This window comes from Roseococcus sp. SDR (assembly GCF_019083995.1).
Classification (GTDB): Bacteria; Pseudomonadota; Alphaproteobacteria; order Acetobacterales; family Acetobacteraceae; genus Roseococcus.
Genome location: NZ_JAHRCU010000003.1, coordinates 62,774 through 87,431, shown reverse-complemented (window position 1 = coordinate 87,431; position 24,658 = coordinate 62,774). Strand labels below are relative to the sequence as shown.

Below are 24,658 nucleotides of genomic sequence, written 5' to 3'. Positions count from 1 at the left end.
ATGCGCCTCCTCGGGGTGCTGATCCTCGGGAGCTTCGGCGCCGTTTTCCTCGGGCTTTTCGTGCTGTCCCTCCTCGCGGGGGAATGGCTGCCGATGGGCGTAACCGGCGCGGCTGTCGCAGCGATGGCCTATGGCATCGTGACCTGGCTGCGCCCGGATGACCCTGCCGCACCCCCGCCCACCGATCCCGGCACGCCATGGGACCCGCTGCGCGATGGCACGCCGCGCGAGCGGGTCCGGGTGGATTGGTCCGACCCGCCCGGCACGGGCGAGGCGACGCCGGCCAGCGAAAGCGGGGACAATGGCGGGGAAGGCGGCAGCAGCAGCGACTGACCGCCCCGCCTATTCCACCCGAACCCCCGCCTCGCGAATGATGCGCGCCCAGCTCGCCGCATCGCGCGCCTGGAGCTGCGTCAATTCCTCGGGCGTGGCCGTCGCGGGCTCGAAGGTGAGCTGCGCCAGTCGCTCGCGCACCGGGGCGCTGCCGGCGAAGCGGGCGAGTTCCTGGTTCAGGCGCAGGGTGATCTCGGGCGGCAGCCCGCGCGGGCCATAGAGGCCGAACCAGGTGCCGGTGTCGAAGCCCGGGGCGATGGTCTCGGACAGGGTGGGCACCTCCGGCATGAAGGGCGAGCGCCGGCCGCCCGTCACCGCCAGCGCGCGCAGACGCCCTTCGGCCGCATGCGCCGCGACGCCGGGCATGAGGGCGACGACGATGTCGATGCGGCCCGCAACCAGCTCGGTCACGGCGGGGCCGAGGCCGCGGAAGGGCACGTGCTCCAGCTGCGCGCCAGTGATGAGGCGGAGATACTCGCCATAGAGATGCGCGGGCACGCCGACGCCTGCCGAACCATAGGTGAGGGGGCGTTGCTTGCCGAGGGCCACCAGCCCCGCGAGATCCGTTACCGGCAAGGCGGCGTTCACCGTTACGACGCTCGCCATGCGGGCCAGCAGGCCGATCGGCGTGAAATCCCGCACCGGGTCGAAGCCGGCACGGGGATAGAGGGTGGCGTTCACCGTCATCACCGTGTCGATGGTGGCGAGCAGCGTCTGGCCGTCTGGCGTGGCCTGGGCCACGGCCTGCGCGCCGAGATTGCCGCCAGCGCCCGTGCGGAAATCCGGCACGAAGGGCTGGCCCAGCGCGCCGCGCAAATGTTCGCCGGAAAGCCGCGCGATGAGATCCATGGGCCCGCCCTGGGCGAAGGGAACGACCACGCGCACCGGTCGTTCGGGCCAGCCGGATTGCGCCAGGGCAGGCGTGGCCAGCAAGCCGCCGAGTAGCGCGCGCCGCATGATGGGTGTCATGGGATTCCTCCGGGTATTTTCTCCGATTGTGCCGTGATCGCGCGCGAAAGCCAGCATTTCCGCATGGCGTTGCATGCCGCGCGCGGCGCCGCCAATCTCACGGCAACGGAGAGGGAAGGACAAGGCCACATGAGCGGGACGCCCAAGATCGGTCTCAGCGTGAAGGATTCCACGCCCGCCTGGCCCGCGGCCCCGCGGCCGCCCAAGGGGGCGCCGAACATCCTGCTGATCCTCTTCGATGATGCGGGCTTTTCGGATTTCGGCTGCTACGGCTCGCCCATCCGCACGCCGAACATTGATGGCCTGGCGGCGCAGGGGTTGCGCTACACGGGCTTCCATACGACCGCCATGTGCTCGACGACGCGCACCGCGCTGCTGACCGGTCGCAACCATCACTCGGCCGGTGTCGGCAGTCTCGCCAATTTCGACAGCGGCTATCCGGGCTATCGCGGCAAGATCGCGAAGGAGGCGGGGACACTCGCCGAGATGCTGCGCCCGCATGGCTATCGCAACTACATGCTGGGCAAGTGGCATGTGACGCCGTTGACCGAGAGCGGCAGCACCGGCCCCTTCGACGGCTGGCCCCTGGCGCGCGGCTTCGACCGCTACTACGGCTTCATGGATGCGGCGACGGACCAGTACACGCCCGAACTGGTGCGCGACAATTCGACGATCGCGCCGCCGCGCACACCCGAGCAGGGCTACCACCTGACCGAGGATCTGGTGGACCAAGCCATCCAGTTCCTCGCCGGCCACGCGGCGGAACTGCCGGAGACGCCCTGGCTGCTTTGGGTGGCGCTCGGCGCCGTGCATGCGCCGCACCAGGCGCCGGCCGATCTCATCCGCGGCTATGATCCGATGTTCGAGCAGGGCTGGGATGCCGAGCGCGAGGCGCGCTTCGCCCGGCAGAAGGCGATGGGCATCGTCCCGCCGGACACGCGGCTGCCGCCACGCAATGCCGATGTCGGCGCCTGGGCGGAATGCGATGCGGATCAGCGGCGCTTCTACACAAGGCTGCAATCGGCCTTTGCCGGCATGCTGGATCATGCGGACCAGCAAATCGGCCGTCTGCTCGCCTTCCTCGATGCGGCGGGCATGCGCGAGGACACGCTGGTGCTGGTGCTCTCCGACAATGGCGCGAGCCAGGAGGGCGGGCCCACCGGCGGCGTGAACCTGCTGGGGCCACGCAACCTGCGCGAGGAGACGATGGCGGAGAAGATGGCGCGGCTCGATCAGATCGGTGCGCCGGGCACTTACGCGAATTATCCGCTGGGCTGGGCCATGGCGTCGAACACGCCGCTGCGCCGCTACAAGCAGAACACCCATGGCGGCGGCATCCGCGACCCGCTGGTGATCTCCTGGCCCAAGGGCATTCCAGCGCGCGGCGAGCTGCGGCACCAATTCGTCCATGCCTGCGACCTGACGCCGACGCTGCTGGAGATCGTGGGTGTGACGCCACCCGCCACCGTCAATGGCGTGGCCCAGATGCCGCTGGAGGGGGTGAGCTTCAGGCCCAGCCTGTTTGACGCCGCGGCGCCCTCCAAGCCCGTGCCGCAGTATTTCGAGATGTTCGGCCATCGCGGCCTGGTCCATCAGGGCTGGAAGGCCGTGGCCTACCACACGCCGGAGACGCCCTTCGAGGAAGATCGCTGGGAGCTGTTCCACCTCGAGACCGACTTCTCCGAGAGCCATGACTTGGCCGCGCAGCATCCCGAGAAGCTGCGCGAGCTGGTGGCGCTCTGGTGGGAGGAGGCGCGCAAGCACCAGGTGCTGCCGCTGGATGACCGCTTCCGCCAGCGCTTCGCCGAGAACGCGGCGCGCGTGCATGGCGCGCGCAAGCGCTACGTCTTCCACGCGGGCGTCGGCCATGTGCCGACGGAGGTGGCGCCCGATATCCGCAGCCGCAGCTACCGCATTGACGCCCATGCGCGCTTCCAGGGCGGGGATGAGGGCGTGCTGATCGCGCATGGCGATGCGACCACGGGCTATGCGCTCTATCTGCGCGGCGGGCGGCTGGTGCACGACATGAATATCGGCGGCGAGCATGTGGTGGTGACCTCGGAGCGGCCCGTGCCGGCGGGCGATCACATCGTCGGGCTGCGCGTGCGGCGGCTGACGCGCGAGGCGAAGCCGACCATCGCGACCGGGCCGGGCCTCAGCGAATTCACGCTGCTGATTGATGGCATGCCGGCGGGGCGGATCGAGACCCGGCTCGGCTTCTTCAACTTTGTCTCCTGGGCGGGGCTGGATGTGGGCTGCGACCGCGGCTCGCCCGTCTCCGACTACGAGCCGCCCTTCCTGTTCACCGGCAAGCTCGCCAAGGTCGTCGTCACGATGGATGATGACCAGGAGCTGGATGGCGATGGCGTCGGCGCGGCGCTGATGGCGCGCCAGTAGCGAGGAGAGCGAAGCATGGCCGCCCCCGAAGTGCCGATCGAGGTGGACCCCGCGACGGGGATCTGGACCACCAACGGCCTGCCCATGATGTATCTGCCGCGCCATTTCATGGTGAACATGCAGCAGACCATCGAGGCGGCGATGGGTGTGCCGGCCTATCGCGCCATCCTCTACAAATCCTGCCATCTCTCGGCGCTGCAATGGTGCCGGGCCGAGGCAAAGACGCATGGCCTGGGGCCAGAGGACACCTTTCGGCACTATCTGAGGCGCATGTCGCAGCGTGGACATGGGCAGGTGGAGATCGCCTCGCTCGACGCGGCCGCCGGGCGCGCCGAGATCGTGGTGCGGAACTCGGCCTATGCGCTGGGCTATGGGGCGGGGGCGGGGCGGCGCGTCTGCTACGTCTTCGAGGGCAGCTTCGCGGGCGGCATGGCCTATGTGCTGGAGGCGTTGGGCAGCTCAGGCGACCCTTCCTGCCGGGAGGTCGCCTGCTTCGCCGAGGGCGCGCCGGAGTGCCGCTTCGAGGTGAGTTGAGCCTGGGTGGCGGAACCCGCGCTTGCGTGGTTCGATCCGCGCCGGATCTCAGGAGGAACCACGCCGCATGCCCCGCCTTGCCCATGACAAGCTGACCGATCTCGTGGCGGGGATGCTCTCCCGCGTGGGGGCCGCGCCCGAGGTGGCGCGCCAGGTGGCGGCGGATCTGGTGGAGGCCAATCTCCAGGGGCATGACAGCCACGGGATGCAACTCGTGCCACGCTATGTGGAGAACACCGAGAAGGGGCTGATCACGCCCAATGCGGTGGCCGAGCAGGTGGGCGGCGCCGGCTCGCTCGCCGTCTGGGACGGGCATATGGGCTATGGCCAATGGACCGGGCGGCAGGTGACGGCCGCGGGCATCGCCGTGGCGCGCGAGCATGGGCTGGCCTGCTTCGGGCTGCGCAACACGCATCATCTGGGGCGCATCGGCGCCTATGCGGAGATGGCGGTGGCCGAGGGCATGATCGGCCTGTTCTTCGTGAATGCGGTGAGCGGGGCGCCGGTGGTCTCGCCCTTCGGGGGCGCGGATGGGCGGATGGGGACGAACCCGATCTGCATCGGCATTCCGAAGACGCCCGCGCCGATCATCCTGGACTTCGCGACCAGTGCCATCGCGGTCGGCAAGGTGAAGGTGGCCTTCAATGCGGGCAAGCCGGTGCCGGCCGGCGCGCTGGTGACGCATGAGGGCGAGCCCAGCACGGATGCGGCGGTGATGTATGGCCAGGGGCCGCGCGGTGCCTTGCTCTCCTTCGGCGGGCATAAGGGCTATGGGCTCGCGCTGGTCTGCGAGATCCTGGCGGGCGCCTTGACCGGCGGCGGGACGAATGAGCCGAAGAACCCGAACAACCGGGGCATCGTGAACGGGATGCTGGGCTTCGTGCTGGACCCGGAGCGTCTGAAGGAGAATCCGGGCTTCGGGGACGAGGTGCAGGCGATCTGCGACCATGTGCAGGCGAGCGCGCCGGGCCGGGTGCTGCTGCCGGGTGACCCGGAGCGGCGGGCCAAGGCGGAGCGGATGGCCCAGGGAATCCCGCTGGATGACGTGACCTGGGGGGACCTCTCGGCCTGCGCCACGCGGCTCGGGATCAGTGAGAGCGAGATCCGCGCGGCGCTGGTCTAGCTGGACAGCCCGAGCCTGGCGCGCGCTTCGAGGATGCGGGCCGAATAGGCCCGGCGCAAGGCTTCAGCTTTGCGAAGCCAAGGCGGCGGAGTCGCCGCCCGGCGTCTGAGGGCACGGCAACGAAGTATGCGAGCCGAATAGGCGAGCCGGATCGCTTTAGCGATCCGAAGCCAAGCGCGCGGAGCGCGCGCCCGGCGTCTGAGGGCACGGCAACGACGTATGCGAGCCGAATAGGCGAGCCGGATCGCTTTAGCGATCCGAAGCCAAGCGCGCGGAGCGCGCGCCCGGCGTCTGAGGGCATGGCAACGACGTATGCGAGCCGAATAGGCGAGCCGGATCGCTTCAGCGATCCGAAGCCAAGCGGCCGGAGGCCGCGCCCGGCGTCTGAGGGCGGAAAAATCAACTTTTTTGCGAAGCAAAAAAGTGGGGGGCTTCTGTTGCCCGGTGCCCCCCGAACCGCGCTTACCTATTAGGCAGCGAGCGCCATGTCCTCGCGGACATTGTCGTTGGCACTTGTGATTTGGTCCGATAACGCCGGTACCATGCCGGGCAAAAGCAGCGTCTTTACCACGCACGTCGAGCCTGTTTCGTCCCCGTGCCACGCTTCCCGACAAGGAAGGTTGGAGTGGTGGAGACGCCGGGCACTGCCCCCGGGTCCGTCACGTTTATGCCACGCTGCGTTTATCGCCATAGTCGGGGGCGGCGAGCCGCCTCTGACCCCGCCAACATAGGGTCCCGCGTTGCCGATTGCCAGCGTAACTGGGCCCCGTTTCCCGCCCGGTGGCCCTGCGCTACATGCAGCCCACCAGAGGATCACGACAATGGCATTGACGGACGCCCAGCGGGCAGAACTGGAACAGGCGCGCGCGGCGCGGGCCGAGACGCGGCGCGCCACCGTGCCCGCGCTCGAGGCCATGCTCTACCAGGTGATGCCCGTGCTCGATCACGGCTTCATCCGCGTGGTGGACTATATGGGCGATGACGGCGCGGTCGTGCAGTCCGCACGCGTCTCCTACGGGCGCGGGACCAAGGCCGCCAATGAGGATCGCGGCCTGATCCGCTACCTCATGCGGCACCGCCACTCCACGCCCTTCGAGATGTGCGAGATCAAGTACCATGTGAAGCTGCCGATCTTCGTGGCGCGGCAATGGATCCGGCACCGCACGGCGAACGTGAACGAATATTCCGCGCGGTATTCGGTGATGGACCGGGAGTTCTACATCCCCGAGCCAGCGCAGCTGGCCGCCCAGTCCAGCAGCAACCGCCAGGGCCGCGGTGATGTGCTGGAGGGCGAGGAGGCGGCCGAGGTGCTGCGCCTGCTGCGCGATGACGCCAGCCGCAACTATGATCACTACGCCTGGATGCTGAACGAGGATGACGCCGGCCAGGTGGTGGATGAGGGGCGCTCCGGCCTCGCGCGCGAATTGGCGCGGATGAACCTGACGCTCAACACCTATACCCAGTGGTACTGGAAGACCGACCTGCACAACCTGCTGCACTTCCTCAGCCTGCGCGCGGATTCGCACGCGCAATACGAGATCCGCGTCTATGCCGAGGCGATGCTGGAGACGGTGAAGGCCTGGGTGCCGTTGAGCTACGAGGCCTTCGCGGATTACCGCATGGGCGCGGTGATGATGTCGTCCCAGATGCTCGCCATCGTGCGGCGCATGCTGGGCGGCGAGGAGGTGACGCAGGCGACCAGCGGGCTTTCCAAGCGCGAATGGCGTGAGCTGATGGAGGTCCTGGGGCGCGCGGCGTGAGCACGCGTCAGGCGGCGCTGCTTGATTTCATCGCGCTGGCCGACCGGCTGAAGCATGTGCTCCGCGCCTCACGCACCGGCGAGCGGCGCGAGAATGCGGGCGAGCACGCGTGGCATGTGGCCCTGATCGCGGTGCTGCTGGCCGAGGAAGTGGAGCCGCGGCCGGACATGGCGCGTGTGCTCTCGATGATCGCGATCCATGACGTGATCGAGATCGAGGCGGGCGACACCTTCGCCTTCGACGAGGCCGGGTTGCTGACCCAGGCGGCGCGCGAAGAGGCGGCGGCCCAGCGCATCTTCGGCATGCTGCCGGAGGATCTCGGCCAGCGCCTGCATGCCCTCTGGCGCGAGTTCGAGGCGCAGGAGACGCCGGAGGCGCGCTTCGCCATGGGCTGCGACCGGCTGCAGGGCTTCGCCCAGCAGGTGGAATGCGGCGCGCCGGCCTGGGCCGAGGTGGGCCTCACCCGCGCGCGCAGCCTCAAGCGGATGCAACCGGCAATTGACCTCGGCCCACCCTTCGCCCCCATGATCGAGTCACTTTATGAGCGCGCCATGCGGGAGGGGCTGCTGCTGCCGTGACGGTCACCATCTTCGGCTCGGCCATTGCCGATCTTGTATTCCGCCTGGAGCGCCTGCCGCGCCCCGGCGAGACGCTGTTGGGAACCGCCGGCGCGCCGCTGGCGGGCGGGAAGGGGTTGAACCAGGCCATCGCCGCCGCGCGCGATGGCGCGGATGTGCGCTTCGTGGGCTGCGTCGGCCGGGATGAGCATGGCGACCTGTTGCGCATGGCGCTGATCGGGGCCGGGGTGAATGTGACCGGCCTGCGGGGGGAGGATGCGCCAAGCGGCCTCGCCTGCGTCTGCGTGGATGCAACGGGGCAGAACCAGATCGCCGTCTCGCCCGGCGCCAACCTGCTGGCGCGCGCGGCGCAACTGCCGGAGCTGCGGGACGACACCATCCTGTTGATGCAGATGGAGGTGCCGCCCGAGGAGAATGCCCGCGCCATCACCCGCGCCAGGCAGGCCGGCGCGCGCGTGCTGCTGAACCTGGCCCCCGCGGCCGCGATGGATCGCGCGGCGCTGGGGGGCGTGGAACTGCTGATCGTGAACGAGAGCGAGGCGGCCTGGCTCGGCCAGCAGCTCGGCCGGGCCGGCGAGGCGGCGGCGCTGCACGCCGCGCTGGGCATCGGGGTGGCGGTGACGCGGGGCGGCGAGGGGGCCTCGGTCGCGACGGCGGCCGGCAGCTTCGAGGTGCCGGCCTTCACGGTCGAGGTGGTGGACAGCACGGGCGCGGGCGATGCCTGGTGCGGCGTGCTGGCGGCGGCGCTGCATCTCGGCATGCCGCTGGAGCTGGCCGTGCGGCGGGCCAATGCGGCGGGTGCGCTGGCCTGCACCAAGCCGGGTGCTGCGCCCGCCATGCCGGACAGTGCGGCCATTGATGCGCTGATGGGGCTCGACTAGGTGCGCGCCGGCCGCCGCGCCCTGCTGGCGCTGCCGCTGGCCGGGCCCGCCCTCGCGCAGGAAAGGCCGATCCGCCTCGTCATCGCCTTTCCGCCCGGCGGCAGCACGGACATTCTCGGCCGGCTCATCGCGCCCCGCATGGGGGAAATCCTGGCCACGGTGGTGACACCCGAGAATCGCAGCGGTGCCTCGGGCGCGGTGGGCGCGGGGCTGGTGGCGCAGGCCGCACCGGATGGGACGACGCTGCTGCTCGATTCCGGCGGCCAGGCGGTGAATCCGCACCTGATGCGTGGCCTCGGCTTCGACTACACGACCGGTTTCGCGCCGGTCACGCTGCTGGCCACCTTGCCGCTGGTGCTGGTGGTGCGCGCGGATGCGGGCGTGGCCTCGCTGGGCGCCCTGCTGGCGCGGCTGCGGGCAGAGGGGCGGCCCGTCGCCTATGGCAGCGTCGGCATCGGTGCGCGGACGCATCTGGCCATGGCCGCACTGTTGCGGCGCGCGGGATTGGCCGGCGAGCATATTCCCTATCGCGGCGGCGCCGATCAGATCGCGGGTCTGCTGCGCGGCGATGTGGCGCTGGGCTTCACCTCGGTGGCGCTGGCCGCCCCCTTGCTGCGGGAGGGGCGGCTGGTGGCACTCGGCTACTCCCTCCCTGGCCGCGCGCCCAGCATCGCGGAACAAGGCTTCCCCGGCTTTTCCATGGGCGACTGGCTGGCGCTGCTGGCGCCGGCCGGCACGCCGCCCGCCACCATCGCCCGCCTCGCCGATGCCGCGCGGGAGGCGGTGATGCAGCCTGCGCTCCGCCCGCGCCTCGCCGAACTCGGGCTGGAGCCGGCGGCCGAGGGGCCGGAGCCGCTGGCCCGCTTCCTCGCGGCCGAGCGCGCTGCCATGGGGGCCTTGATCGCGGCCGAGGGGATTCGTCTCGACGGATAGCGTGGGGCGCGGCATTTAGGAGAGATGAACAGACGCACCCTTCTTGCCCTTCCTCTCGCCGCCCCCGCGATCGCGCATGCGCAAGCCTGGGCCCCCACGCGCCCGGTGCGCATCGTGGCCGGATGGCCCGCCGGCGGTTCGGCCGATGCCTCGCTGCGGCTGGTTGCGCCGCACATGCAGACGGCGCTGGGCCAGAGCGTGGTGATCGAGAATCGCGGTGGCGCCTCGGGCTCCATCGGCGCGGGCGTGGTGGCGCAGGCCGCACCCGATGGCCATACGCTGCTCTTCGACGCGGCCGGGCAGGTGAGCAACCCCTATCTGATGCGCGGCCTCTCCTTCGACTACCTCACCGCCTTCGCGCCCGTCTGCCTCTTCGCGCTGCTGCCCAATGTGCTGGTGGTGCGGGCCGAGACGCCGGTGCGCACGGTGCCGGAGCTGGTCGCCTATCTGCGCGCCAATCCGGGCCAGCCCTATGCCAGCACCGGCATCGGCCTCGCCTCGCATCTCGCGGCCGTGATGTTCACCCAGCGCGAGCGGCTGGAGGTGACGCATGTGCCCTATCGCGCCAGCCAGCAATCCATCCCGGGCCTCCTGGCGGGCGAGACGGTCTTCACCTTCAACACCACGCCGCTGGTGGTGCCGCTGATCCGCGACAACCGGCTGCGCGCGCTGGCGGTTGCCACGCCGCGGCGCATCCCGGCGCTGCCCGATACGCCCACCATGCTGGAACTCGGCTATGAGGGCTTCTCGCTGAACGAGTGGATCGCGCTCTTCGCGCCGGCGGGCACGCCGGCCGCGGCCATCGCGCGGCACGCGGAAGCGGCGCAGCAGGGCCTGGCCGACCCCGTGGTGCGCGAGCGGCACGCCAACTTGGGGATGGACATCCAGGCGCTCGGCCCCGCGGATTTCGCGGGCTTCCTGACCGAGCAGCGGGCGCGCATCGGCGCGCTGATCCGCGACAACAACATCCGCCTCGAGAGCTGAGGCGGCCCGCGCGAACGAGAAAGGGGGGCCGGAGCCCCCCTTTTTTGTGGCCTCAGCCCGGTGCGCCGCGGGGTGGCGCGAGGCGCAGCGGCACGAAGCGCTGACCCTGCTGCTGGCTTTCGATCAGGAAGAGCGCCGTGGCGCGGCCCTGGCGGCGCAGCCGCTCGATCCGCTCCTGCAGCTCCTGCGGCGTGGTCACGCGCTCCTGCTGGACCTCCAGGATCAGGTCGCCCGGGCGGATCTCCCGCTCGGCGCCGGGCGTATTGGGCAGGACCTCCGTCACCACCACGCCGCGCGCCTCGGGGCGCAGGCGGAAGCGCTCACGCAGTTCCGCCGTCAGCGCCGTGACGCGCAGGCCGAGGCCCGAGAGCTCGATCGGGCGATCGGGGCGCGGCGTCTGCGTCGGCGCGGTGGAGGCCTGGGTCGCCTCGGTGGGCAGCTCGCCCAGCGTGACCGTCACCGTCTCCTCGCGGCCGTCGCGCCAGATGACCACGGGCACCTGCGCGCCGACCGCCGTCTCGGCCACGATGCGCGGCAGGGTGCGCATCTCGCGCACCTCCTGGTTGTTGAAGCGCAGCACCACGTCGCCGTTGCGGATGCCGGCGGCGGCGGCGGGGGCGCCTTCCTGCGCGCGCGCGATCAGCGCGCCGCGCGCGCCGCCGCGCAGGCCGAGGCTCTCGGCGATCTCATCCGTCACCTGCTGGATGTTCACGCCGAGCCAGCCGCGTCGCACCCGGCCGCCCTCGGCGAGCTGGCGGGCCACGCCGCGCGCCAGGTTGGAGGGAATGGAGAAGCCGATGCCGATGGAGCCACCCGTCGGCGAATAGATGGCGGTGTTGATGCCCACCACCTCGCCCCGCATGTTGAAGAGCGGGCCGCCGGAATTACCGCGGTTGATGGCGGCGTCCGTCTGGATGAAGTCGTCGAAGGGCCCCTGGCGGATGTCTCGCCCGCGGGCCGAGATGATGCCGGCCGTCACCGTGCCGCCCAGGCCGAAGGGGTTGCCGATGGCCACCACCCAGTCACCCACCAGCGCCGTATCGGAATCGCCCCAGGGGACGAAGGGGAGCGGCGCGGTGTGGCTCACCCGCAGCACCGCGAGGTCGGTGCGCGGATCGGTGCCGAGCAGGGTGGCGCGGAGCGTCGTGTTGTCCTGCAGGATGACGTTGATCTCATCCGCCCCGTCGATCACGTGGTTGTTGGTGATGACGATGCCCGAGGCATCCACGATGAAGCCCGAGCCCAGCGACTGCGCGCGGCGCGGCGCCGGCCGGTTGGGCTGGTTCGGCTGATTGGGCTGCGCCTCGTTCTGCTGGCCGGGCGGGCGGTTGCGGTTGAAGAAGTCGCGGAAGAACTCCTCGAAGGGTGAGCCGGGCGGCGCCTGCGGCGTCTCGGGCGCATCGGGGCGACCGGGGCGCGGGGCAACGTTCTGCGAGGTGGAGATGTTCACCACCGCCGGCAGCAGGTTGCGCACGAGCGGCGCGAAGCTCTCGGGCGCCACGAAAGGCGTGGGGGCAGCGGGCGGGGGGGCGGCCTGCTGGGCAAAGGCGGGGGCGGAAATGGCCAGGAGAAGGGCGGTCGCGACAAGCCGCATCGGGCAAGCACCTCTGGAAGGAGAAAGGGCTGGGGCGGCGCGGACCACCCCAGCCCATCAAATGGAAGCTAGGGCGCGCCTGTCCAGCGCGCCAGTCCCAAGACGCATCAGCGCGGCGCGCCCGTGCGCGCCGGCATGTCCCGGAAGTAACGGAAGAAGTCGCTCTCCGGGGTCAGCACCATGCGGGATTCGCCCGTCGAGAAGACATCGCGATAGGCCTGCATGGTGCGCCAGAACTGGAAGAACTCGGGGTCGCGCTGGAAGGCGTCAGCAAAGATGCGGATCGCTTCCTGCTCGCCCGTGCCGCGCAGGATCGCGGCATCCGCTTCGGCCGTCGCGAGGATGACCGTACGGTCACGCTCGGCCTGGGCGCGGATGCGGGCTGCGACCTCGGCGCCCTCGGCGCGAGCCTCGCGGGCGACGCGCTCACGCTCGGACTGCATGCGGCTCAGGATGGCCTGGGTGTTCTCGTCGGGCAAGTCGGCGCGGCGGATGCGCACATCGGTCACGTCGATGCCGAAGCGGCGCGCCTCCTCGTTCACCTGGCGGCGGATCTCGCCCATGATCCGGCCGCGATCGGCGCTGAGGACGGCGAGCAGCGTCTCGCCCGCCAGCACGCGGCGGAGCGAGGAGGTGACGATGGAGTTCAGCCGCCCGCGGATACCGGCCTCGGTGGCGCCGACCGTCTGGAAGAAGAGCAGCGGGTCGGTGATCGAGTAGCGGGTGAAGCTGTCCACGATCAGGCGGCGCTGGTCGCCCAGGATGACCTCCTCGCCCGGCGCCTCGAAATCGAGCAGGCGGCGGTCGAAGACGATCACGGTCTGGATGAAGGGCAGCTTCACGTTCAGGCCGGGCGTCTGGATGACGCGGATGGGCTGGCCGAACTGCGTGATCAGCACCTGCTGCGTCTGCTGCACGGTAAAGAAGCTGGAGGCCGCGACGAAGAGGGCGGCCACGGCGATGCCGGCCGCGATGGCGAGCTTGTTCATCGGCCGGCCCCTCCGCGCTGCTGCTGGATCATCGGCGCCACCGCGGTGGGCGGCGGTGCCGCGGGCCGTGAGGGCGGCTGGGCCGCGGGCGCGTTGCCGCGCTGGTCGAGCGGCAGGAAGGGCACGAGGCCCTGCAGGCGGTCATCCACCAGGATCATGCCGTTGCGGCGGAAGATCTCTTCCATGGTTTCCAGATACATGCGGCGCACCGTCACGTCCTGCGCCTGGTTGTAGGCGCTGAGCACGGCGTTGAAGCGGCCGGCCTCGCCTCGGGCGCGGGCGATCTGGCTGTCGCGGAAGCCCTGGGCTTCCTGCACCATGCGCTCTGCCTCGCCGCGGGCGCGGGGGATGATGTCGTTGCGGAAGCTTTCCGCCTCGTTGCGGACGCGCTCGCGGTCCGCATTGGCGCGCTGCACGTCGCGGAAGGATTCCACCACGGCCGCCGGCGGGTCCGACTTCTGCATCTGCACCTGGGTGATTTCGATGCCTGCGCGGTACTGGTCCATGATGGCCTGGGTGCCGCGTCGCACCTCCTGCTCGATCTGGGCGCGCGCCTCGGTCAGCGCGGGCTGGATGGGTGTCTTGCCGATCACCTCGCGCATCACGGATTCGGCGGCGGATTTCACCGTCTCCTCCGGGTTGCGGGTGTTGAACAGGAAGTCCGCCGCATCGCGGATGCGCCAGAAGACGGCGAAGTCGATATCGATGATGTTCTCATCGCCCGTCAGCATGAGCGATTCCGCCAGCACGTCGCGCGCCGAGATCACGCGCCCGCCGGGGCCCACATCGGGCGCGCCGCGGAAGCCGATATCCACGCGGTTGATGCGCGTGACGCGCGGCGTGGTCACCGTCTCGACCGGCCAGGGGATGCGGTAGTTCAGACCGGGCGGCGCCGTGCGCTCGAAGGCGCCGAAGCGCATGACGACGCCGAGCTCGTCCGGCTGGACGCGGTAGAAGCCCGAGGCACCCCAGACGCCGACCAGCACCAGCGCAGCCAGGCCGATCGCCTTTCCACCGCCCGCGCCGCCACGGGGCAGCAGGCGCCGCACGGTGTTCTGCGCGTTGCGGATCATCTCCTCGATGTCCGGCCCTTGGCCGCGATTGCCTCCGCCGGGCGGCCCCGAAGGCGGTCCACCCCAGGGGCCGCCGCCATTTCCCCCACCACCGGGAGGACGCGGATTGCCCCAGGGGCTCGGCCCGCCATTGTTCCAAGACATCTCTACCGGACTCTCCACTCTGGCCGCCGGGGAACGCCCCGGACGGTCATTTCTGAATTCTCTTCCATATATAGGCTCGAACGCCCCTCCGGGAGGGGTGCGCTCTCGCTCTCGCATGTGCATATGTGCCGCCCCGCCGGTCAAGGAAAGGTAGAAATCATGTCGGACACGCTCATCGCGGCCATCAGGGCCGCTCTCTCCCGGGTGACGGACCCCGCGACGGGCGTGGATGTGGTCAGTTCCGGCATGGTCGAGGGGATTTCGGCGCGCGATGGCCTGGTGCAGTTCACGCTCGCCGTCCCGCGCGAGCGGGCGCGCGCCATGGAGCCGGTGCGCCAGGCCTGCGAGAAGGCGGCCGCCGCCGTGCCGGGCGTGATCTCGGCCACCGTGGTGCTGACGGCGCATCGCGAGGCGCCGGAGGCGCCGGGGGCGCGCTCCACCCGGCCTGCCCCCGGGCCGACGCCGCCCGGCCAGGGCCAGATGCTGCTGCCGGAGGTGAAGCGCATCATCGCCGTCGCCTCGGGCAAGGGCGGCGTGGGCAAATCCACCACCTCGGTGAACCTGGCCGTGGCGCTGGCCGCGCAGGGGCTGCGCGTGGGGCTTCTGGATGCCGACATCTATGGCCCCTCGCTCCCGCAGATGCTGGGCACGCAGGAGAAGCCGCGCGCCGTCGGCCAGCGCATCATCCCGCTGCAGCGCTGGGGGCTGAAGGCCATGTCCATCGGCTTCCTGGTCGAGCAGGAGACGGCGATGGTCTGGCGCGGCCCCATGGTGATGGGCGCCCTCGAACAGATGATGGGCCAGGTGGAATGGGGCGAGCTGGATGTGATGCTGGTGGACATGCCGCCGGGCACGGGCGATGCGCAGCTCACCATGTCCCAGCGGGTGCCGCTGGCGGGCGCGGTCATCGTCTCCACGCCGCAGGATGTGGCGCTGATTGACGCGCGGCGCGGCATCAAGATGTTCGAGAAGGTGAATGTCCCGGTGCTCGGCCTCATCGAGAACATGTCCTATTTCTGCTGCCCCGAATGCGGCCACAGGACCGAGATCTTCGGCCATGGCGGCGCGCGGGCCGAGGCTGAGCGGCTGGGCGCGGAGTTCCTGGGCGAATTGCCGCTGAAGCTCGCCATCCGCGAGATGGCGGATGCAGGCACGCCCATCGTGCTGGCCGCCCCCGACACGCATGAGGCCGCGACCTATCGCCAGATCGCCGCGCGGATCTGGGAGAAGGTCTCGGCCCCGGCCACGGCCGCCGGCCCGCGCATCGTGATGGAATGAGCGCGGCCCTCGCCCGGCTGCGGCGCATCTGCCTGGCACTTCCCGAGGCGGAGGAGCGCGAGACCTGGGAGACGCCGACCTTCCGCGTGCGGGAAAAGATCTTTTGCCTGGTGGGGCTGGCGGGGCCGCTCGCCATCTGGGTGAAGGCGCCGCGCGGCAGCCAGGAATTGCTGATCGAGGCCGCGCCCGCGCGCTTCTTCCGCCCACCCTATCTGGGCCACAAGGGCTGGGTGGGGGTGAACCTCTCCGGGCGGCCCGACTGGGCGGAGGTGGAAGCGCTGGTGCGGCGCAGCTACAGCCTGATCGCGCCGCGCGCGCTGGCGGCCCGTGTCGCCACGCGCGAACCGGTCTAGTCTCGCCGCATGGCCCCCCGCCGCGAACCCACTGACGACCTGTTTGGCCCGCCTGAGGCGCCCCCGCCCGTGGCGCCCAGCGCGCCCGCCGAGGGCGCCCCGCTGGCCGAGCGCCTGCGCCCGCGCACGCTGGCCGAGGTGGTGGGGCAGGACCAGCTGCTGGGGCCGCAGGGCAGCATCACGCGGATGCTGGCGCGCGGCAGCCTCGCCTCCATGATCCTCTGGGGTCCGCCGGGCGTGGGGAAGACCACCATCGCGCGGCTGCTGGCGGAAGCGGCGGAACTGCACTTCGCCTCGCTCTCGGCGGTGTTTTCGGGGGTGGCCGACCTCAAGCGCGCCTTCGACGAGGCGCGGCAGCGGCGGCGGATGGGGCGGCGGACGCTGCTCTTCGTGGATGAGATCCACCGCTTCAACCGCGCGCAGCAGGATGGATTCCTCCCGGTGGTGGAGGACGGCACGGTGGTGCTGATCGGCGCCACCACCGAGAACCCGAGCTTCGCGCTGAACGGCGCGCTGCTCTCGCGCTGCCAGGTGATGGTGCTGAAGCGGCTGGAGGCAGCCGGGCTCATGGCGCTGCTGGCGCGTGCCGAGGCCGAGGCGGGGCGCGCGCTGCCGCTCGATGCCGCGGCGCGCGAGGTGCTGCTCGCCATGGCCGATGGCGATGGGCGCTATCTTTTGAACCTGGCCGAGCAATTGCTGGCGCTGCCGGACCCCACGCCGCTGGACCCCGCGGGGCTCTCGCAACTGCTGGCGAAGCGCGCGGCGCTCTACGACAAGGACCGCGAGGAGCACTACAACCTCATCTCGGCACTCCATAAGTCGCTGCGCGGGAGCGACCCGGATGCGGGGCTCTATTGGTTCGCGCGGATGATCCTGGGCGGCGAGGACCCGCGCTACATCGCGCGACGCCTCGCGCGCTTCGCGGCCGAGGATGTGGGCCTCGCCGACCCCTCCGCGCTGCCGGCGGCCATCGCCGCCTGGGAGAGCTATGAGCGGCTGGGCTCCCCAGAGGGGGAACTCGCGCTGGCGCAATTGGTCGTCCATCTGGCGACCGCGCCGAAATCCAACGCCGTCTATGCCGGCTGGAAGGCGGCGCAGGCGGCGGCGCGCGACACCGGGAGCCTGGCGCCGCCCGCGCATATCCTGAACGCGCCGACGAAGATGATGCGCGAGCTGGGCTATGGCGCCGGCTACCAATACGACCACGATGCGGAGGAAGGCTTCTCCGGCCAGAACTACTTCCCGGACGGCATGGCGCGACCCCGCTTCTATGAGCCGGCCGGGCGCGGGGCGGAGGCCGAGATCGCAGAGCGCCTCGCGCATTGGGCGAAGCGGCGGCGATGAACTTCCTCTGGGTGGCGCTGGGCGGCGCGCTCGGCTCGATGGGGCGCTACGGCGTCTCGCTGCTGGCCATGGCCTGGCTCGGCAATGCCTTCCCCTGGGGGACGCTGGCCGTGAACGTGCTGGGCAGCGGCGCGATCGGCGTGCTGGCGGGGATGGGGCTTGGCGGCTCCGCGCGGCTCTTCTGGATCACCGGCGTGCTGGGCGGCTTCACCACCTTCTCGGCCTTCAGCCTGGAGGCGGCGTTGCTCTGGGAGCGCGCGGCGTGGCAGGGCGCGCTCTATGTGCTGGCGAGCCTGGGGCTCGGCCTCGCCGCCTTCGCGCTGGGCTGGGTGCTGGCCCGGGGCTGAGCACCGGCTGGCTCAGGCCGCGCCATCGGCGGCGAGGGGGCGGATCTCGGCGAGGCCGCGCCGCAGCGCCTCCGCCGTGCTGGGCCCAAGTTCCGCATCCAGCCGTGCATGCGCCGCGCGCCAGGCCGGGATCGCCTCGCGCAGCAGGGCCACGCCCTCCGGCGTGATCTGCACGCGGCGGGAGCGCCGGTCCGTCGCATCGGGGATGAGGCGCAGCAAGCCCCGACGCGCCAGCGGCTTGACCGCGGCGGTCAGCGTCGAGGGATCCATCGCCAGGAAGGGCGCAAGCCGCCCGATCGGCGGCGGCTCGGCCTGGTTCAATGCAACCAGGAGGGAGAATTGGCCGTTGGTGAGGCCGAAGGGCCGCAGCGCCTCGTCGAAGCGCCGCGCGAGTGCCCGCGCGGCCCGCTGCGCCGCAAGGCACAGGCAGGTGTCACGGATGTGGTGCACCGTGGCGGCGGGGAGAGTTTCCAAGCTTGACATCTTCTAGGTAATTTGATATCAAAATTTATGGATCAAGGCCAGAGCCAAACCGCCAGACAGGCGAGATTTTTGGGGAGAGACAGCATGAGCCACCCATCGGCCCACGCCAGGAATGAGCCGGCGCCGCTGCCGGGCGCGGCGTGCCGATGAGCGGCACTACCCCCAAGAACACCATCTGCCTGTGGTTCGACCGCGAGGCAGAGGCGGCGGCGCGCTTCTACGCCGCCACCTTCCCCCACAGCCGCGTGGGCGCCGTGCATCGTGCCCCCGCCGATTATCCCTCCGGCCAAGCGGGTGACGTGCTGACGGTGGAGTTCACCGTGGCCGGCCTGCCCTGCCTCGGGCTCAATGGCGGCCCGGTCTTCCCGCAGAGCGAGGCCTTCTCCTTCCAGATCGCGACCGAGGACCAGGCGGAGACCGACCGATACTGGAACGCCATCCTCGAAAACGGCGGGAGGGAGAGCGCCTGCGGCTGGTGCAAGGACCGCTGGGGCGTGAACTGGCAGATCACCCCGCGCGTCCTCACCGAGGCGATCGCCGCCGGCGGCCCCGCGGCCAAGCGCGTCTTCGAGGCGATGATGACCATGCGCAAGATCGACATCGCGGCCATCGAGGCCGCGCGGCGCGGCTGAGGCCGGCACGAAACCCCATCACAGGAGGCCCCATGTCCGCACCCCGGATCACCGTCGAGACCGTCGTTGCCGCGCCCGTCGAGCGCGCCTGGGCCGCCTTCACCACGCCCGCCGACATCATGCGCTGGAACTTCGCCAGCCCGGATTGGTGCTGCCCCGCGGCCGAGGTGGATTTGCGCGTGGGCGGCCTCCACAAGGCGCGCATGGAGGCGAAGGATGGCAGCTTCGGCTTCGACTTCGAGGGCATCTATGAGGAGGTGGAGCCCGGCCGCGCGCTGACCCTCGTTCTCGGCGATGGGCGCCGGGCGCGCACCACCTTCGCGCCAAGCGGCGAGGGCACGCGCGTCACGACGGTCTTCGACGCCGAGACGCAGCACAGCATCGAGATGCAGCGCGAGGGCTGGCAGGCGATCCTCGACAATTTCGCGGCCCATGTCGGGCAACCGGCCGCGCGCTGAAGGCGGCGGCCGCAACATCATCTGTGGGGAGACGAGCGATGTATGTGGATGGTTTCGTGCTGGCGGTGCCGAGCGACGGCAAGGAGGCCTATCGCCGCCATGCCGAGGAGGCGGCGGTGGTGTTCCGCAAGCATGGCGCGCTCTCGCTCGTCGAGGCCTGGGGCGATGACGTGCCGGAGGGCAAGGTGAACTCCATGCACACGGCCGTGCTGCGCAAGCCGGAGGAGACGGTGGTGTTCTCCTGGATCACCTGGCCCGACAAGGCGACGCGCGACGCAGGGATGCAGAAGGTCTTCGCCGAAGGGCGCGCCTCGGGCTTCATGGACCAGATGCCCTTTGATGGCAGCCGCATGATCTTCGGCGGCTTCGAGGTGATCGTGGACGCGTGAGGCGCAGCCTCAGCCGAGCCGGATGTCCCTGGCGGCCCGGCCGCGCATCCAGGCCATGATCCCGGCCGCGCGGCCCTGCCATTTCTCCCGCCGTGCATCGCCGCGGCGCAGCGTGGCCTTGAGTGCCAGGCCCGGCCATTCGGCGAGCGCCAGCCGCCAGGCGGCGGCGCGGCCGCGATGTTTCGCCTCCAGATGCAGGCGGGACCAGCCCTGGTGGAAGGCCTTCCAATGCGAAAGGCGCGGCGCGGGGGCGGAACTCGCGCCGCCCAGATGCCGCACCCGCACGCCCGCCACATGCACCAGCGCATGGCCGGCCGCGCGCATGCGCAGGCAGATGTCGTCATCTTCGAAATAGAGGAAGATCTCCGGGTCGAAGCCGCCGATCGCCCGGAAGGCCGACATGCGCAGGAACATGGCGGAGCCGCCGACATACCAGCAGCAGGCATCGCCCACCGGCTCCACCACCGGCCCCCGCAGGCGGCGGAAGGGCAGGTCATGGCCGAACTGCATATGGCCTTCCTCGGCGATCACCTCGGGCGCGAGCAGCCCGGCCTCCGGGTAGCGCCGCGCGGCGGCGACGAGGCCCGCGATGGTGTCGGGCTCCAGCGTCGCATCGGCGTTGAGGAGAAGGCCGAATTCGGTGGTGACCTCGGCGAACCCGAGATTGGCGCCGGGCCCGAAGCCCAGGTTGCGCCCCGCACGGATCACGCGCGCCGCGGGGCGCGCGGCGGCTGCGACATCCGCGCTGTCATCCGGCGAGGCATTGTCCACCACGATGACGGGGCATTCCGCCGGAATGGCGGCGAGGCAGCCCGGCAGCAGCGCCGCCGAGTTGTAGGCGACGATCACGACGGAACATGCCGCCTCCGCCGTCACGAACGGGCGGGCGCCAGTTCGGAGAGGGCCTTGAGGAACGCGGCCACGGCGGCGTCCGGCTCCATCGCCGCATCAAAGCCGGTCTTGCTCTCTGCGCTGCCGACGGCGACGAGGCCGCCCGACCAGAAGCCCTCGGCCCCTTCGCCCGGCGGCACGGCGTATTGCAGCATCGCGATGCCGCCCGGCCCCCGGTAGGAGATATAGGGGCAGCGGCGGAACTTCTTGGTGCGCACCCCGCCGCCCGTCTTGGGCGCGCCGTTGGAGGCCAGCAGCGCATGCGGCGTGGTGATGCCGCGCGCCTTGGCCGTCTCGGGCGTCAGGTCGAACGTCTTCAGCGCCTCGGCCGCCACGGCCTTGATGCGGGCGACGGCGGCGTCGAGCGCCGGGTCGGGCTCGGCACGCTGGCCCGGGGGCGCCACGCGCCGCGAAGCCAGCGCCGCCTCCGCCGCCGCGCGGAATTCCTCCGCGCGGGCATGCAGCTTGGTATTGGCGCCGGCCAGCACCGCTTCCGCATTGGACAGCAGCGCCTTCAGCTCCGCCGTGGTCTTGGCGCTGAGGTCGAGGCTCATGCCATGTTGACCATGATGGTCTTCTTGTGGGTGAAATGCTCGAGCATCGCCTCCAGCGAGGCCTCCTTGCCGAGGCCGCTCGACTTCACGCCGCCATAGCTGAGGTTCGCCTGCACCACGAGGTTCTGGTTGATCTGCACGAGGCCCGCCTCCAGGCGATGCGCCAGATCAAGGCCGACCTTGAGGTTGTTGGTCCAGAGCGAGGCGGCCAGGCCGTATTCGCTGTCATTCGCCTCGGCCAGCACGGCCTCGGGGTCGTCGAAGGCCTGGATCACGGTGACGGGGCCGAAGATCTCCTCCTTCACCAGGCGGGAATTGCCATCGAGGCCGGTGAAGATCACCGGGCGCAGGAAGAGGCCCTTCTTCAGCGCGGGATCGCTCGGCATCGCGCTGCATTCATGCGCGGTGGCGCCGGCCGTCGCCTTGCCTTCGGCGATATAGGCCTGGACCTTCTCGAACTGGCCCTGGCTGATGATGGTGCCGATATCGGTCTTCTCATCCAGCGGATCGCCCATCACCATGGCGTCCACCGCCTTCTTCATCTCGGCCACGAAGGCGTCGAAGATCGGGCGCTCGACATAGATGCGGCTGGCGGCGGTGCAGGACTGGCCCTGGCGCGTGAAGCGCATGGAGGTCAGCGCGCCGGAGACGGTCTTTGCGAAGTCGCAATCCTGGAAGACGATCATGGGCGACTTGCCGCCCAGCTCCAGCGTCACGGGCACCAGCTTCTGCGAGGCGGCCTTGGCCACGATCTTCCCGGTCTCGACCGAGCCGGTGAAGGTGACTTTCCGCACCAGCGGGTGCTCGACCAGCGGCGCGCCGCATTCCGGGCCCATGCCGCTCACCATGTTGAAGCAGCCGGGCGGCAGCACGCGGTTCATCAGCTCGCAGATGCGCAGCACGGCGAGCGGCGCCTCCTCGGCCGACTTCACGACGACCGTGTTGCCGGCCACCAGTGCGGGCGCCACCTTCAGCGCCATCAGCAGCATCGGCACGTTCCACGGGATGATCGCGCCGACGACGCCCAGCGGCTCGCGCACCGTGACCGACAGCACGTTGGGCGCGAAGGGCACGCTCTCGCCCTTCAGCTCCGAGCCGAGGCCGCCGAAGAATTCGAAGACATCGGCCACCACGCCGGCCTCGACGCGGCTTTCGGTGCGCAGCGCCTTGCCGGTCTCGAGCGCGATGAGGCGCGCCAGTTCCTCCTGGTGCTCCTTCAGCAGGGCGGCGCACTGGTGAACGAGGGCGCCGCGCTTGCGGGCGGGAACCTTGGCCCATTCCTTCTGGGCGCGGGCGGCATCACGGACGGCCGCGTCCACATCGGCCGCGTCGCCCTCGGCGGCGGTCGCCACCTGGATGCCGGTGGCCGGGTTCACCACGGGGAAGGTCTTGCCGCTGACAGCCGGTACATAGCGGCCGCCGATGAAGTGCAGGCCGGAGAGGGCGGTGGCCAGCTTCTGCTGGTCCAGGCAGGGGGCGGCGGGGGTGGGGTGCGGCGTGTCGAGCATCGGTGCGTTCCTCTCGCGACTGGCGGCTGGGCGACTGGCGGCGGACCATGCGCCGGATGGGGGGGAGGGAGCAAGCCCGGGCCGGTTGTGGGCGTCATCGGGCCGGCGCTGAACCGCAGGGGTGCCGGCCAGCTGCAAACGCCGCGCGAGGCGGCGGCTGGGGATGCGCCCTGATCCGGCAGGATCGACAGCCCTGGGCGAAGCTCGCCGCGCGGGGTGGGGCGAGCGCGCGACGCCCTGGCAGGGGCCGCGCCGGGGACGACCGCGGCTCAGGCAGGCGGCAGGGCGGCGCAGAAGCGCAGGATGCGCGCGGCGATCGCATCCCAGAGCTCTTCGGGGATGCGGAACCTGTGGCAGGCCTCCACGAACTCGACCCTGATGGCGGGTGAAAGTGGGTAGGTCTGCAGAATGTCCCGCCCGCCATAGGAGTCCCGCACGCCTTGCAGGATGAGCGTCGGCGTCGGCAGCTGGGCCAGGTGGGCGGTGCGCTCCGCCTCCGGCGGGTGCCCGGGCTTGCGGAAGGGATAGCCCAGGCAGATGACGGCCCGCAGCGGGCGGCGCGCGGCGAGCAGCGTTGCGACACGCGCGCCGGAGGAGCGGGCGATGACGATGCTTCCCTCCGCGGTGGAGACGGCGCGCTCCAGCATGGCGACACGGCGCGCGATGTTGCGGTTCAGCTGCTCGGCGCCCGCGGCGCGCAGAAGCTCCAGCTGGCTGGTCCAGCCGCTGGCATGCGCTTCCAGTCTCGGCCGCAGCGCATGCCCGATGCTCGTCTCCGGGGTGCATGAATCGCCATCGAGTTGAATGACCGGTCCCAGCATCGCCCGGGGAATCTACGCCGCGCGCGTCATGCCGCAAGGCGCCCCGTCTTGCCCGGCCGCGCTGCGGCGCATAATCACGATCGGAGCACGGAGCGAACACATGTCCCAGCCTTCCGGGCCCCTGAAGGGCCTTCGCGTTCTCGACCTCACCCGCGTTCTTGCCGGGCCCACCTGCACGCAGATGCTGGGCGACCTCGGCGCCGAGATCATCAAGATTGAAAAGCCCGACAGCGGCGACGACACGCGCGGCTTCGCGCCGCCCTTCTGGCCCGAGACGAAGGAGAGCGCCTATTTCCTCGGCGTGAACCGCAACAAGCAGTCCGTCACGGTGGACATCGCCAAGCCCGAGGGCCAGGCGCTGGTGCACAAGCTGCTGGAGCATTGCGACATCCTGGCCGAGAACTTCAAGGTCGGCGCGCTGGCCAAGTATGGCCTGGGTTATGAGCAGCTGAAGGCGAAGTACCCCCGCCTGATCTATTGCTCGATCACCGGCTTCGGCCAGACCGGCCCCTATGCGCCGCGCCCGGGCTATGACGCGCTGATCCAGGCGATGGGCGGCATCATGTCGCTGACGGGCGAGCCCGGCGGCTCGCCGCAGAAGGCGGGCGTGCCGGTCGCTGACCTGTTTGCCGGCCTCTATGGCTGCATCGGCATCCTGGCGGCCGTGAATCATCGCCACGCCACGGGCGAGGGGCAGCATATCGACATCGGCATGCTGGACACGCATGTGGCCTGGCTCGCCAACCAGGGCATGAATTATCTGGCCACGGGCGAGAACCCGCCGCGCCTGGGCAACCAGCACCCGAACATCAGCCCCTATCAGGAATTCCCGACCAAGGATGGCTACCTCATCCTCGCCGTCGGCAATGACCCGACCTTCGAGCGCTTCTGCAGGAATTTCGGCTGCGAGCACCTGCTGGCCGATGAGCGCTTCGCCACCAACCCGAAGCGCGTCGCGAACCGGGACCTGGTGACCCAGACCCTGACGCCCGTCATGAAGTCCAAGACGACGAGCGAATGGGTGGAGGCGCTGGAGGCGCTGAAGATCGGCTGCGGGCCGATCAACACGCTGAAGGATGTCTTCGCCGACCCGCATGTGCAGGCGCGCGACATGGTTGTAACCATGCAGCACGCGACGGGGAAGGAGATCCAGGTGATCGCCAACCCCGTGAAGCTCTCCGCCACGCCCCCCGATTATCGTTCGCCGCCGCCGGTGCTGGGCGAGCACAGCGAGAGCGTGCTCGGCGGGCTGCTCGGCATGAGTGCCGCCGAGATCGCCGCACTGCGCGAGAAGGGGATCGTCTGAGG

26 protein-coding genes and 1 other RNA gene are annotated in these 24,658 nt (G+C 70.5%); 17 read left to right on the top strand and 10 right to left on the bottom strand.

Going from position 1 to position 24,658, the window contains the following annotated elements:
- The gene (locus tag KTR66_RS04375; RefSeq protein WP_213610832.1) at positions 1 to 333 is read left to right on the top strand and encodes a hypothetical protein; all 333 of its coding nucleotides are present in this window, start codon (positions 1 to 3) and stop codon (positions 331 to 333) included.
- Between the two features lie 9 nt (positions 334 to 342).
- On the opposite strand, the gene KTR66_RS04370 is transcribed toward KTR66_RS04375, so the two are convergent.
- Positions 343 to 1,302: a tripartite tricarboxylate transporter substrate binding protein gene (locus KTR66_RS04370; RefSeq protein ID WP_213610830.1), complete on the bottom strand. Its 960-nt coding sequence runs from the start codon at positions 1,300 to 1,302 to the stop codon at positions 343 to 345.
- Between the two features lie 129 nt (positions 1,303 to 1,431).
- On the opposite strand from KTR66_RS04370, the gene KTR66_RS04365 reads away from it, so the two are divergent.
- The 3 genes from KTR66_RS04365 to KTR66_RS04355 all read left to right on the top strand — a co-directional run bounded on the left by KTR66_RS04365 (position 1,432) and on the right by KTR66_RS04355 (position 5,356).
- Positions 1,432 to 3,699, top strand: a complete 2,268-nt coding sequence (locus KTR66_RS04365; RefSeq protein WP_213610828.1) for an arylsulfatase — start codon at positions 1,432 to 1,434, stop codon at positions 3,697 to 3,699.
- Between the two features lie 15 nt (positions 3,700 to 3,714).
- Positions 3,715 to 4,233: a DUF5943 domain-containing protein gene (locus KTR66_RS04360; protein WP_213610826.1), complete on the top strand. Its 519-nt coding sequence runs from the start codon at positions 3,715 to 3,717 to the stop codon at positions 4,231 to 4,233.
- A gap of 67 nt (positions 4,234 to 4,300) precedes the next feature.
- A complete protein-coding gene (locus KTR66_RS04355; protein ID WP_213610824.1) occupies positions 4,301 to 5,356 on the top strand; it encodes a malate/lactate/ureidoglycolate dehydrogenase in 1,056 nt (351 codons plus the stop codon).
- Positions 5,357 to 5,778: 422 nt separating this feature from the next.
- Here the strand turns inward: KTR66_RS04355 and ssrA are convergent.
- Positions 5,779 to 6,113, bottom strand: a transfer-messenger RNA (tmRNA) gene (ssrA, locus tag KTR66_RS04350).
- A 64-nt stretch (positions 6,114 to 6,177) separates the two neighbouring features.
- Here ssrA and thyX point away from each other — a divergent pair.
- From thyX to KTR66_RS04325, 5 genes are read left to right on the top strand one after another with little or no spacing between them, the layout of a single operon-like run.
- Entirely contained in the window at positions 6,178 to 7,116 is a 939-nt protein-coding gene (gene thyX / locus KTR66_RS04345) for an FAD-dependent thymidylate synthase (RefSeq protein WP_213610822.1), read from the top strand.
- Positions 7,113 to 7,694, top strand: coding sequence for an HD domain-containing protein (locus KTR66_RS04340; protein ID WP_213610820.1), 582 nt, complete (start codon positions 7,113 to 7,115; stop codon positions 7,692 to 7,694). Before thyX ends, KTR66_RS04340 begins: the two co-directional genes overlap by 4 nt.
- Positions 7,691 to 8,575, top strand: coding sequence for a ribokinase (locus tag KTR66_RS04335; RefSeq protein ID WP_213610818.1), 885 nt, complete (start codon positions 7,691 to 7,693; stop codon positions 8,573 to 8,575). Before KTR66_RS04340 ends, KTR66_RS04335 begins: the two co-directional genes overlap by 4 nt.
- The gene (locus tag KTR66_RS04330; protein WP_213610816.1) at positions 8,576 to 9,508 is read left to right on the top strand and encodes a tripartite tricarboxylate transporter substrate-binding protein; all 933 of its coding nucleotides are present in this window, start codon (positions 8,576 to 8,578) and stop codon (positions 9,506 to 9,508) included.
- 24 nt (positions 9,509 to 9,532) lie between these two features.
- Positions 9,533 to 10,492, top strand: coding sequence for a tripartite tricarboxylate transporter substrate binding protein (locus KTR66_RS04325; RefSeq protein WP_213610814.1), 960 nt, complete (start codon positions 9,533 to 9,535; stop codon positions 10,490 to 10,492).
- 52 nt (positions 10,493 to 10,544) lie between these two features.
- Here KTR66_RS04325 and KTR66_RS04320 read toward each other — a convergent pair whose 3' ends face one another.
- The 3 genes from KTR66_RS04320 to hflK form a co-directional block, all read right to left on the bottom strand.
- Positions 10,545 to 12,086, bottom strand: coding sequence for a DegQ family serine endoprotease (locus KTR66_RS04320; protein ID WP_213610812.1), 1,542 nt, complete (start codon positions 12,084 to 12,086; stop codon positions 10,545 to 10,547).
- Between the two features lie 107 nt (positions 12,087 to 12,193).
- The gene (gene hflC, locus KTR66_RS04315) at positions 12,194 to 13,075 is read right to left on the bottom strand and encodes a protease modulator HflC (RefSeq protein ID WP_213610810.1); all 882 of its coding nucleotides are present in this window, start codon (positions 13,073 to 13,075) and stop codon (positions 12,194 to 12,196) included.
- Positions 13,072 to 14,148, bottom strand: coding sequence for an FtsH protease activity modulator HflK (hflK, locus tag KTR66_RS04310; protein WP_371819021.1), 1,077 nt, complete (start codon positions 14,146 to 14,148; stop codon positions 13,072 to 13,074). The genes hflC and hflK overlap by 4 nt, the downstream gene beginning before the upstream one ends.
- Positions 14,149 to 14,451: 303 nt before the next feature.
- Between hflK and KTR66_RS04305 the strand changes: the two genes are divergently transcribed.
- Genes KTR66_RS04305 through KTR66_RS04290 form a run of 4 tightly spaced genes read left to right on the top strand, consistent with a single transcriptional unit; the run spans position 14,452 to position 17,614 of the window.
- Positions 14,452 to 15,570 carry an Mrp/NBP35 family ATP-binding protein gene (locus KTR66_RS04305; RefSeq protein WP_213610807.1) on the top strand — a complete coding sequence of 373 codons (1,119 nt, stop codon included), beginning with the start codon at positions 14,452 to 14,454 and terminating at the stop codon, positions 15,568 to 15,570.
- Positions 15,567 to 15,923, top strand: a complete 357-nt coding sequence (locus KTR66_RS04300; RefSeq protein ID WP_213610805.1) for an MmcQ/YjbR family DNA-binding protein — start codon at positions 15,567 to 15,569, stop codon at positions 15,921 to 15,923. The genes KTR66_RS04305 and KTR66_RS04300 overlap by 4 nt, the downstream gene beginning before the upstream one ends.
- Before the next feature lie 9 nt (positions 15,924 to 15,932).
- Positions 15,933 to 17,267, top strand: coding sequence for a replication-associated recombination protein A (locus tag KTR66_RS04295; protein ID WP_213610803.1), 1,335 nt, complete (start codon positions 15,933 to 15,935; stop codon positions 17,265 to 17,267).
- Positions 17,264 to 17,614, top strand: coding sequence for a CrcB family protein (locus KTR66_RS04290; RefSeq protein ID WP_213610801.1), 351 nt, complete (start codon positions 17,264 to 17,266; stop codon positions 17,612 to 17,614). Before KTR66_RS04295 ends, KTR66_RS04290 begins: the two co-directional genes overlap by 4 nt.
- A gap of 12 nt (positions 17,615 to 17,626) precedes the next feature.
- On the opposite strand, the gene KTR66_RS04285 is transcribed toward KTR66_RS04290, so the two are convergent.
- Positions 17,627 to 18,097 carry a MarR family winged helix-turn-helix transcriptional regulator gene (locus KTR66_RS04285; RefSeq protein ID WP_213610799.1) on the bottom strand — a complete coding sequence of 157 codons (471 nt, stop codon included), beginning with the start codon at positions 18,095 to 18,097 and terminating at the stop codon, positions 17,627 to 17,629.
- A 146-nt stretch (positions 18,098 to 18,243) separates the two neighbouring features.
- Between KTR66_RS04285 and KTR66_RS04280 the strand changes: the two genes are divergently transcribed.
- The 3 genes from KTR66_RS04280 to KTR66_RS04270 are packed head-to-tail and all read left to right on the top strand — an operon-like array spanning position 18,244 to position 19,576.
- The gene (locus KTR66_RS04280) at positions 18,244 to 18,729 is read left to right on the top strand and encodes a VOC family protein (RefSeq protein ID WP_213610797.1); all 486 of its coding nucleotides are present in this window, start codon (positions 18,244 to 18,246) and stop codon (positions 18,727 to 18,729) included.
- Between the two features lie 32 nt (positions 18,730 to 18,761).
- The gene (locus KTR66_RS04275) at positions 18,762 to 19,187 is read left to right on the top strand and encodes an SRPBCC family protein (RefSeq protein WP_213610795.1); all 426 of its coding nucleotides are present in this window, start codon (positions 18,762 to 18,764) and stop codon (positions 19,185 to 19,187) included.
- Between the two features lie 38 nt (positions 19,188 to 19,225).
- Positions 19,226 to 19,576, top strand: a complete 351-nt coding sequence (locus KTR66_RS04270; protein ID WP_213610793.1) for a DUF1428 domain-containing protein — start codon at positions 19,226 to 19,228, stop codon at positions 19,574 to 19,576.
- 9 nt (positions 19,577 to 19,585) lie between these two features.
- Here KTR66_RS04270 and KTR66_RS04265 read toward each other — a convergent pair whose 3' ends face one another.
- The 4 genes from KTR66_RS04265 to KTR66_RS04250 all read right to left on the bottom strand — a co-directional run bounded on the left by KTR66_RS04265 (position 19,586) and on the right by KTR66_RS04250 (position 23,350).
- Positions 19,586 to 20,425, bottom strand: a complete 840-nt coding sequence (locus tag KTR66_RS04265) for a glycosyltransferase family 2 protein (protein WP_213610791.1) — start codon at positions 20,423 to 20,425, stop codon at positions 19,586 to 19,588.
- Between the two features lie 23 nt (positions 20,426 to 20,448).
- Positions 20,449 to 21,021 carry a hypothetical protein gene (locus tag KTR66_RS04260; protein ID WP_213610788.1) on the bottom strand — a complete coding sequence of 191 codons (573 nt, stop codon included), beginning with the start codon at positions 21,019 to 21,021 and terminating at the stop codon, positions 20,449 to 20,451.
- Positions 21,018 to 22,529: an aldehyde dehydrogenase family protein gene (locus KTR66_RS04255; protein ID WP_213610786.1), complete on the bottom strand. Its 1,512-nt coding sequence runs from the start codon at positions 22,527 to 22,529 to the stop codon at positions 21,018 to 21,020. Before KTR66_RS04255 ends, KTR66_RS04260 begins: the two co-directional genes overlap by 4 nt.
- 269 nt (positions 22,530 to 22,798) lie before the next feature.
- Complete coding sequence (locus KTR66_RS04250) at positions 22,799 to 23,350, bottom strand: alpha/beta family hydrolase (RefSeq protein ID WP_213610784.1); 552 nt, start codon at positions 23,348 to 23,350, stop codon at positions 22,799 to 22,801.
- 100 nt (positions 23,351 to 23,450) lie between these two features.
- Between KTR66_RS04250 and KTR66_RS04245 the strand changes: the two genes are divergently transcribed.
- A complete protein-coding gene (locus tag KTR66_RS04245; RefSeq protein WP_213610782.1) occupies positions 23,451 to 24,656 on the top strand; it encodes a CaiB/BaiF CoA-transferase family protein in 1,206 nt (401 codons plus the stop codon).
- Positions 24,657 to 24,658 lie beyond the last annotated feature (2 nt).

Excerpts from the sequence above, each read along its gene's own strand:
- KTR66_RS04375 (WP_213610832.1), top strand. The coding sequence starts at position 1 with ATGCGCCTCCTCGGGGTGCTGATCCTCGGGAGCTTCGGCGCCGTTTTC.
- hflC (WP_213610810.1), bottom strand. The coding sequence starts at position 13,075 with ATGAACAAGCTCGCCATCGCGGCCGGCATCGCCGTGGCCGCCCTCTTC.
- KTR66_RS04300 (WP_213610805.1), top strand. The coding sequence starts at position 15,567 with ATGAGCGCGGCCCTCGCCCGGCTGCGGCGCATCTGCCTGGCACTTCCC.
- KTR66_RS04305 (WP_213610807.1), top strand. The coding sequence starts at position 14,452 with ATGTCGGACACGCTCATCGCGGCCATCAGGGCCGCTCTCTCCCGGGTG.
- KTR66_RS04360 (WP_213610826.1), top strand. The coding sequence starts at position 3,715 with ATGGCCGCCCCCGAAGTGCCGATCGAGGTGGACCCCGCGACGGGGATC.
- KTR66_RS04280 (WP_213610797.1), top strand. The coding sequence starts at position 18,244 with ATGAGCGGCACTACCCCCAAGAACACCATCTGCCTGTGGTTCGACCGC.
- KTR66_RS04320 (WP_213610812.1), bottom strand. The coding sequence starts at position 12,086 with ATGCGGCTTGTCGCGACCGCCCTTCTCCTGGCCATTTCCGCCCCCGCC.
- KTR66_RS04245 (WP_213610782.1), top strand. The coding sequence starts at position 23,451 with ATGTCCCAGCCTTCCGGGCCCCTGAAGGGCCTTCGCGTTCTCGACCTC.
- KTR66_RS04295 (WP_213610803.1), top strand. The coding sequence starts at position 15,933 with ATGGCCCCCCGCCGCGAACCCACTGACGACCTGTTTGGCCCGCCTGAG.
- KTR66_RS04270 (WP_213610793.1), top strand. The coding sequence starts at position 19,226 with ATGTATGTGGATGGTTTCGTGCTGGCGGTGCCGAGCGACGGCAAGGAG.
- KTR66_RS04290 (WP_213610801.1), top strand. The coding sequence starts at position 17,264 with ATGAACTTCCTCTGGGTGGCGCTGGGCGGCGCGCTCGGCTCGATGGGG.
- KTR66_RS04255 (WP_213610786.1), bottom strand. The coding sequence starts at position 22,529 with ATGCTCGACACGCCGCACCCCACCCCCGCCGCCCCCTGCCTGGACCAG.
- KTR66_RS04260 (WP_213610788.1), bottom strand. The coding sequence starts at position 21,021 with ATGAGCCTCGACCTCAGCGCCAAGACCACGGCGGAGCTGAAGGCGCTG.
- KTR66_RS04370 (WP_213610830.1), bottom strand. The coding sequence starts at position 1,302 with ATGACACCCATCATGCGGCGCGCGCTACTCGGCGGCTTGCTGGCCACG.
- thyX (WP_213610822.1), top strand. The coding sequence starts at position 6,178 with ATGGCATTGACGGACGCCCAGCGGGCAGAACTGGAACAGGCGCGCGCG.
- KTR66_RS04285 (WP_213610799.1), bottom strand. The coding sequence starts at position 18,097 with ATGTCAAGCTTGGAAACTCTCCCCGCCGCCACGGTGCACCACATCCGT.
- KTR66_RS04325 (WP_213610814.1), top strand. The coding sequence starts at position 9,533 with ATGAACAGACGCACCCTTCTTGCCCTTCCTCTCGCCGCCCCCGCGATC.
- KTR66_RS04365 (WP_213610828.1), top strand. The coding sequence starts at position 1,432 with ATGAGCGGGACGCCCAAGATCGGTCTCAGCGTGAAGGATTCCACGCCC.
- KTR66_RS04250 (WP_213610784.1), bottom strand. The coding sequence starts at position 23,350 with ATGCTGGGACCGGTCATTCAACTCGATGGCGATTCATGCACCCCGGAG.
- KTR66_RS04275 (WP_213610795.1), top strand. The coding sequence starts at position 18,762 with ATGTCCGCACCCCGGATCACCGTCGAGACCGTCGTTGCCGCGCCCGTC.
- KTR66_RS04355 (WP_213610824.1), top strand. The coding sequence starts at position 4,301 with ATGCCCCGCCTTGCCCATGACAAGCTGACCGATCTCGTGGCGGGGATG.
- hflK (WP_371819021.1), bottom strand. The coding sequence starts at position 14,148 with ATGATCCGCAACGCGCAGAACACCGTGCGGCGCCTGCTGCCCCGTGGC.